Source organism: Steroidobacter sp. (genome assembly GCF_016790065.1).
Classification (GTDB): domain Bacteria; phylum Pseudomonadota; class Gammaproteobacteria; order Steroidobacterales; family Steroidobacteraceae; genus Steroidobacter.
Genome location: NZ_JAEUPY010000517.1, coordinates 1 through 8,288, shown reverse-complemented (window position 1 = coordinate 8,288; position 8,288 = coordinate 1). Strand labels below are relative to the sequence as shown.

Below are 8,288 nucleotides of genomic sequence, written 5' to 3'. Positions count from 1 at the left end.
TCGACGTCACATACGTTTGTAGCGCATCGATCCGTCGCAGCGCCTCGGGCATGAGAATGCCATCGTCACTGGAAGACTCGATCACGATGTCGAGTTGATTGGTCCCCGCCAGCACGCGATTGATCTCGCGGTCAGCAATGTAAATCGGCTCATCAGCGTTGAAGTTCTCGATGCGAGCGTGATCCACACGCACCAGAGCTGCCGCCGACAAGGCGGCCACACTCAAGATGGCAGTCACAGCCAGCACCGTTCTCGGCGCACGGATGACCCTCCCGCCCACCGCAAACATGAATCGACTGACTGCATCCGGCGCACGCTCCGGCGAAGGCGACTCTTTGGGCGCGCCTTTGGGCAGCAGGGCCATCGCTGCCGGCAACAGTGACACCGTCAATACCCAAGCAACCAACACGCCGAACGCACCGAACAGACCGAAGTACCGAATCGGCGGCATGGTGCTCGTCAGCCACAGCGACAGGAAGCCCACCAGCGTAGTGACCGAGGTCAAAGCAATCGGCCACCAAACATTGCGTAGCGCGCCGCGCACTAACTCCGCATTGGATAACGTCGGCCGATTCCGAAGCAGCGCGTAATACTCACCAAACACGTGCATGGGCTCGGCCACACTGATGCCGATGAGCACCACGACCATGCCGTTGGTGATGGCATAGAACGCCACGCCGCTCGCCGCCATGGCACCGAGCGTCGCAATCACCGTCATCGCCGCAATCAACATCGGTAACGCCGAGCTGCGCGTACTGAAGAACGCACAGAACAAGACCATGCTCACCGCTATGGCCGTGAACGGCACGAGGCGGCCGGCGTCGCGGTCAATGTAAGTGGAAAAGTATCCTGTGATCGCGCCAGCGCCCGCGACGTGCAGCTCGATGCCGCCAGGCTTGGCTATCGAGCGCGTCAGGTCGAGCACTGCTTGATAAGTCGCAGCCGATTGCCGCTCGTCGAGTAGCTCAGCAACGATGACAGTTGCCGACCGATCGCGTGCGACCAATGTGCCGTCGTACAACGTGGTGGAATCGAGTGCCTCTCGCAGCGTTGTCACCGTCAGCGCATCGATCTCACCGGCAGGCAACAGCGGCGACACTTCCAACGTGTCCGCGCCGCCACGAATCGAACTCTGGCTGACGACGCTGACGATGCGATCCGGATCGACATTCGGGATCCGTTCCACCCGCTCCACCAGATCGCGCACCAAACGCAAACTGTCGACGGACAGGATGCCGGCCGGAGACGAGCCCACCACTGCAATCACGATGGGTTCTTTCAGTCCGAAGGTCTCGATGACCTTTTCACGGTACAGCAGCGCCGGATTGTCCGGCTCGATGTACGCATTCGCGGACGTGTCTTTGTGAAGTCGAGTGGCCGAGATCGCCGCGAGCACCGTCAACAACAGCGCGCAAGCGACAATGAATAGCGGCCGTCGTACGGTGAATCGCAGCCAGCGATCCAACCCAGGCGCAAGGGATTCGGAAGAAACTGTGTCGGGTGGCATCGGAACTCTCCTGATGCTCAACCAGACGCAGCCGCGCGTCGAATCAGGTCATGGCCGAATTAGGTCATGGACGTCTCTAAGTCAGGTCAGTTCGTTCAATTGGCGTTGCGCTCGCACCGCCTCCGGATGTGACTTGCCCACCGTGGGACTGAGATTGGTCACAGCCGTCCGCCAGGCCCGTGCCGCATCCTTCGGCCGGCTCATGGCTTTGAACACATCGCCTTGAGTCAATGCAGCGAATCCGACGATTGCCGAGTGTTCCGCACCACCTCGCGCGCCGGTGGCGAACGACAAGGCTTGCTCGATGTCCGCCAGAGCCCCGGCATGGTCGCCTTGTTCCAAGCGCACTTTGGACCGGTCGATATACGGCTGCGCGAAACCACCTGTCTTGGCGCCACTGGCGACGACATCTGCGACCGCGAGATCGAAATAGCGCCGCGCTTCTTCCAAATGCCCAAGGGACTGCCGCATGCGCCCTTCCACCAACAGCATCCGGCTACGCGCCGGGCCGCGCAGGTCTTTGCTATTCCCGATCTGTTGCGCCAACCGATCCAATTCGCGGCGAGCCTGATCGAGATCGCCATGACGACGATACACTTCAGCGCGGCCTGACAGCGCCATGGTCACCATGCGCAGGTTTTTTTCTTCCTCGGCCCGCTTCAAGATCTCTGCGAAATCCACCAGCGCCTCGTCGTAACGAGCTAACGGCACCAACGCAGACGCTCGATTGACCAGCAAGTAAGTCGGCGCTGCGCCCGCTGGCGAATGTTCCTGTGCGATCTCGATAGCACGCGAATACCGATCCAATGCCGCGCTCGGATTGCCCGTGCTGATGTCCAGATTGCCCCAGTTGTTGAGCACCGTGATCGCCACATGACTGCTGTCCCGACCCAGCGCGGTGAACAGGTCCCACGCTCGTCCGTAGTACACCGCTGCCTGTTTCGAATCGCCGTTCAGCTCGTAGGCGTAGGCCATATCGCTGAGCAGCTTGGCTTCTTCGAACTCCGAGCGCACTGGCTGGGCGTGCGACAAGAAGTAGGCATGCTGGATGTAGCCCAATGCTCCCGCGGCGTCGTTGTTGTCCCGTGCGACGATGGCTCGACGGTGCGCGCAGTACTGCTGCAAATCCGGTCGATCGCCGGATCGGTCAATGACTTCGGCAAGTAATTTATCGGCCTCTTGCGAACGATCCAACTGCGCAATTGCCATCGCATATTTGCAGTTGAGCCAGTCGGTGCGATGCGCGCCTTCCACGCCTTCGGTGCGCTGGAGCGCGTGCTCGATGAGCGTGGCCGCCTTGCTGTGCATGCCGTGCGATATGTACAACGAAGCAATCGATTCGATAGCCACCGCATAACGGATCGGTGCATCGGCGAACGCTTGCTCAGCCATGCGCTCGCTCCGATCCAGCAGCTGGGGCATGGTCACCGCTTCTTCGTTGTTCACCGCCTCGGTGAACAACATGTTCCAAAACTCATTGGTGGCCGACACCTCTTCCAACGAACGCACGGCGCGGTCGCGTTCGTGCATGGCTACGCCCGATTGCCACAAGGCCACACCAGCACCGCTGACTACGGTGATCGAAAGCGCACTGGCAAGCGTCGCCACGACGCCATGTCGACGAAAGAACTTTCTCGCACGATAGGTAGCAGTGTCCGGGCGCGCACGGATCGGTAGATGCCGTCGATAGCGATCGATGTCTTCGGCCAGCTGATTGACCGTCTCATAACGCTCGCGAGGCCGCAGCTGGAGCGCCTTATTGATGATGGCATCCAGATCGCCGCGGAGTGCAGCCGCCTGACGCGAATCGACCACGTCCAGAATCGGCACGATGTCCAAACAAACGATATCCGGTTGCAGCGACGCCGGGTACGGACTGCGCCCCGCCAGCAGCTCGTACAAAATGACACCGAGCGAATAGATGTCCGTGGCAACGCTGGCCGGCTGGCCTTCGAACTGCTCAGGCGCCGCATAGCGTGGTGTGAACGCTCGATAGCGATGCAGAAACTCGTCGTTCGGCGCACTGGCGCTCAACAGCTGGGCTATACCGAAATCGAGCAAACGAACATCGCCGTCCTGCTTCACCAGCACGTTCGACGGCTTGAGATCTTGATGCACGATGAGGCGTGCATGAGCGCAAGCCACCGCATCGGCGATTTGCACGAACAGCTCGAGCGATTCATTGATCGATAGCGACTTGCTGGCGGCATAGACGTCGAGCGGCACCCCGTCGACATACTCGATGGCCATGTAAGGCCGGCCGTTCGCATCCGCACCGGCATCGTACAAGCGCGCAATGTTTGGATGTTCGAGCGCGGCCAAGATGTCGCGCTCGCGGTTGAGTCGCTGGGCCAGCTCGCGATCGGCGAGTGTGGTTCGCGGCAACTTGAGCGCAATCTGCCGCTGTAGCGAACCATCGGCTCGCTCGGCCAACCAAACGGTCGCCATACCGCCGGCGCCGAGCTGTCGAATCAGTCGATACGGGCCGACCAGGTCATTGCTGGCGAGCGCGGTCTCCGGAAGCGCCGGCGCTCGGCGCAACACTTCCGATGTTTCCGGGCCTGCCTGACGAAACAATAGCGAGCGCAGCGTCTCCCGCAACGACTCGTACTCCGGCGGCAGCGAGTCCATCCATTGATGACGTTGCTCGGGCGCCAGGTCCAGAGCATCGTCCAAGAGCTGATTCAACTTGACCCAATCCGGGCCCGACAGACTCATAACTCCCCCAAAACATGGGATCTAAGCTAGTCAGACGCAGTCGTCTCGCCAAAGCGGACATGCCGTCGAGCGAAAGACTTAGCGCAACGTCGCGGTCAACAGCAGCTTGGCCTTTTCCCAATCGCGGCGGACCGTCCGATCCGCCACGCCCAGCGCATCGGCCACTTCCGCTTCGGTCATGCCGACGAAAAAGCGCATCTCCACCACGCGCACCAGCCGCTCATCGACCTCCTGCAGGGCTTGCAAGGCTTCGTCGATGCGGATCAGTTCTTCGTCGCTGGCTCGCAGATCTTCGGCCAGTTGAGTATCGAGCGGCACATGCTGAACCTGGCCACCGCGCCGCTCGGCCTGGCGTTTGCGCGCGAAATCCACCACCACCGAGCGCATGATTCGCCCGGCATACGCAAAGAAATGGCCGCGGTCTTTACCGTTGAGCTGCCCGGCCTGCATGAAGCGCAGGAAGCTCTCGTGGACCAGCACGGTCGTATCTAGATAAGTATTGCGGCCGCCGCCCCGCAGTTGCGCCCGGGCCTGGACGCGCAATTCTTCATACGCCACAGCGAACAGGCGCTCGCGAGCCGCTGCATCGCCGTTCTGTGCGCGCTCCAATAGATCAGCTAACGGATCGTCCGCAGTCCGTTGGTCTTCCACGCTGGCCATGCGCATTCCCCCACGTTTTAGCAGCCAAGCCTGCGCGGCCGGCTGACTTTTGGCAACGGACTTTGGTTAGGAAAGGGGCCGGCGTGGTAACGCCGGACTCGCTTTTAGCGACGACAGCCGCTTTACTCTTGGGATGCAGGATAGCGCCACTGAACCGATTACAAGCGATCTCGCCCGCCGCCCCGGGCTCCTCTATTTCCTCAGCGGGCTGACCGCCGCCTGTGTGTTGCTGGCGCTCTGGGCTTTTTTCTGGCCGGTCGCCGATTGCGATCAGCCCGGTTGCGCCAAGCGCCGCTTCACCGTGGGCCTGGAAATCGATGCGTTGGGCCCGGTGCAGCCCATCGAGTTCGACGTCTCGACCGACGCCGAATCGGTGTCGCTGCAGAGCATTCTGAAAGGCGGCGGCATCGAACTGGTGCCGGTGATCGACGAGCTCGGCCTCGCCTACGATCCCGCCAGCGGTCCGCTGGATGCGGCTGACTTGTTCCAATTCGTCAGCGCGTGGCGCAATCGGGGCCCCATCGAAGGCACCGACGCAACGTTGTACGCGCTGTTCGTCGATGCATTGATTGCGGACAACGGCGACAACCTGTTCGGCATCATGTTCGACGTAGCGGATCGTGAAGGCTTCGCGGTCGCGCCTCGTACCACGGAGCGATTCTTCGCCGAGCAAGAGCCCAGCTTCATCGCCACCCTGCAACTGCGCACCTTTGCGCATGAATTGCTACATGCGCTGAATCGGCACCACTTCGACGCCGCCCAACTCGGCGACGGACGACTGACTCTGGAAGCACCCACGCGCTGTATCGCTGAAGCGCAGGGTCGGCAGTGGCGTCTGACCGAGACGCCGCTGATGGCGTTGAGTCCCAACACCATTCGTTTCTTTCAAAGCGCCGCGGCCCGCGATGTGTTGCCGGGCCGGGAGAACTCGCCTTTCACCAATCGTCGCGCTTCGCCGACCGAATGCGACGATGCTCGCACGCACGTCGTAAAGACAGATGAAGGAACCCGCTGGTCGATAGCCATGCGCCGCTTGCGCGCACTGATCGGCATCTCCATGGCTCAGGCGGCCGAGGCGGAAGAAGAACCCAAGGAAAGCACCGCCGCCGCAACGATCACGCTGCAAGCACAGCGTGCCGCCTATCCTCTGGGCTATCCCATTGCAGTCCGTGTGATCGCGCGAAACACAGGTGACGCACCGCTGCCAGTGGTGGAGCGCCTCAACCCTCGCTACGGCATGCTGCAAATCGAATATCGAACGGCAGGCAGCGACGATTGGCAAACACTTCAGCCGATTGCGTGGCTGGAACCGACCAGCGACGAAGACGCACAGCTCGAGCCCGGCGCACAAACCGAAGAGACCGTGCCGGTGTACTTCGGCGAGGACGGTTGGACGTTCGCCGAGCCCGGTGATTATGAGATCCGCGCTCGCCTGCAGACCAACGCCTCTGGCAGTGGCGCCATCAGCGAGCCCGTGAAGATTGCCATCGCGTCGCCGGCAACGCCCGACGATCAAGCAGCGCTGCAACCGTTGGTCGATGCGCAAGGCAAGCTGGATCGTGATATCGGGCGCCTGCTGTATTTCGGCGGCCGTATCGGCGACCAAGATGACATTGCTCCGCTGGAGCAAGCGGCCGAACGCTACGGCCACACAGCAGTCGGCGCAGCGCTTCGCTTGACGCTGTTGTCGCATCGGCTGCGCAAGCCCATCGATCCCAAGACTGGCCGCCGCCCGCTGCCGAATTTCGAAGAGGCACGTGAGCTGCTCGAAGACACTTGCACCGATAGCGGTGTCGCGGCGATGACTTCATATCTGCTGCGACAACGGCCGGACACCATTCCCTCGAGCCTGGTCAAGCGTTCGGCAAGCGATGCGGCGGCGTGGGATGGCGTCAATCGTAAAGGTGCGGCAGCACTGACCTACGCCGATGAAACTCTGCAGCGCCGAGGCCCGTCGCTGCATTTCTGTTTCAACGAAGACTCACTGCGCAAACCTGTGGCCACTGCCACCGCGAATCTGGCGCGACAGCTGAGGCGCAATCGACCTGAGCGAATCGTGGTCGTCGGTCACAGCGATGCAGTGGGCACCTGCCGCTACAACGATTCGCTAGCACTACGCCGAGCACAAGCAGTGAAAGATGCGCTAGTGCGCAGTGGCCTGCGAGCCAACACCATCGATATCGCCAGTCTCGGTGAGCGGCGACCGCTGGATTTTTCGTGGACCTCCAGCGCGCAAAATCGCAATCGTCGCGTGGAAATTCTGGTGCGCGGCGGGCCCGAGATCGAGGCCGTCGCTGAAGTTGCCCCCCGCTGCCCAGCAACGCCGTTGAAGCCACCGGCCTCATCCGCCGGCCGTTGATAAGCCCGCACACGCTGTATCATGTTGGGGATCGGCGACGTCGCGGCCTCATGTCACCCCATGGGGGAACTTATGCGGCTCGCCGACGACTTAGTCCTACAACGGAATTCTGCGGGGGCGTTAGCGGGTGAAGTCGATACAGCACCAATACAGTGCTCTGCAGTCTCGGGCCGCTGACACCTCGCCGCTCAAGCTCGGCGCAGCTTGGTTTGCGTTGGTTGCAGTCGGTTACGCGCTGCTGGTGAGCTATCTCGATCCAGCCTTACCCTGGCCGGTGACCTTCGATAGCCGCGAGCCCTGGATGATGGTGTTCCTCAACCTGGTCCCGGTGCTGATCCTGCATGCGGCGCTGCTGACCGTGACACGGCGTCTGTTAGTGTCGTGTTGGCTTACAGTACTGGCGCTGAGTGCGCTGTACTTCATCAACTACATCAAGTTGAAAGAGCTGGCCACGCCGTTGCTGCCAGACGATTTTCAGTTCCTCAAAGCCATCGGCGTGAACTACGCGTTCTTCGCTCAATACCTCGCCTCCTCGCGTCAGCAATTGTTGTTGGCTGTTGTAGCATTGGTGGTCACCTTGCTGCTCTATAAAGAGCGGCCGATGGGCTCGCTCAAAGGCGTGCATCGCTGGGGCATCGCCTGTTGCACGCTGGTGCTGTGGGCCACGCTGGTTCAGGGCAGCGCGCCGTGGAAGGTGGTCTATCAACCCGGTCAGCTGCAATTCGAACCTTGGGCACCGCGCGAAAGCGCCGGCCGCACCGGTGTCATCGCCAACATGATTCTGTTGCATTGGGAACTGCGCGGTGTGCCGCAGTCCACGACCAACGTCGACGCATCCATGCGGATGATTCATGACTATGGTCTGGACTCCGTGCCGGTAGCCCTCCAAGCACGCTCGCCTCTGCCTGACATCATCGTCGTGCAGAGCGAGTCGCTGTTCGATGTGACGCGTTTGAACGGTATCGACGCCAATGTGATGCCCGCCATGCATGCGGCCGCGAATCGAGGCTGGTCTGGCGACCTGCAAGTCCCGACCTACGGCGG

5 protein-coding genes are annotated in these 8,288 nt (G+C 61.5%); 2 read left to right on the top strand and 3 right to left on the bottom strand.

Features of this window, described 5'->3' with window-relative positions:
• From JNL55_RS21530 to JNL55_RS21520, 3 genes are all read right to left on the bottom strand, one after another.
• On the bottom strand, positions 1 to 1,507 hold a 1,507-nt coding region (locus tag JNL55_RS21530), incomplete at its 3' end, for an efflux RND transporter permease subunit (RefSeq protein WP_293858673.1).
• A gap of 81 nt (positions 1,508 to 1,588) precedes the next feature.
• Positions 1,589 to 4,225 (bottom strand): serine/threonine-protein kinase, encoded by a 2,637-nt coding sequence (locus JNL55_RS21525; protein ID WP_293858670.1) that lies wholly within the window; start codon positions 4,223 to 4,225, stop codon positions 1,589 to 1,591.
• Between the two features lie 78 nt (positions 4,226 to 4,303).
• On the bottom strand, positions 4,304 to 4,885 hold the full coding sequence (locus tag JNL55_RS21520; protein WP_293858667.1) for an ECF-type sigma factor: 582 nt from the start codon (positions 4,883 to 4,885) through the stop codon (positions 4,304 to 4,306).
• Positions 4,886 to 5,108: 223 nt separating this feature from the next.
• On the opposite strand from JNL55_RS21520, the gene JNL55_RS21515 reads away from it, so the two are divergent.
• Entirely contained in the window at positions 5,109 to 7,244 is a 2,136-nt protein-coding gene (locus JNL55_RS21515) for an OmpA family protein (RefSeq protein WP_293858664.1), read from the top strand.
• A 127-nt stretch (positions 7,245 to 7,371) separates the two neighbouring features.
• Positions 7,372 to 8,288: hypothetical protein (locus JNL55_RS21510; protein WP_293858661.1), on the top strand; the 917-nt coding region annotated here is incomplete at its 3' end.

Bases quoted from the DNA above. Each gene is read 5' to 3' on its own strand.
- JNL55_RS21525 (WP_293858670.1), bottom strand. From the start codon at position 4,225: ATGAGTCTGTCGGGCCCGGATTGGGTCAAGTTGAATCAGCTCTTGGAC.
- JNL55_RS21520 (WP_293858667.1), bottom strand. From the start codon at position 4,885: ATGGCCAGCGTGGAAGACCAACGGACTGCGGACGATCCGTTAGCTGAT.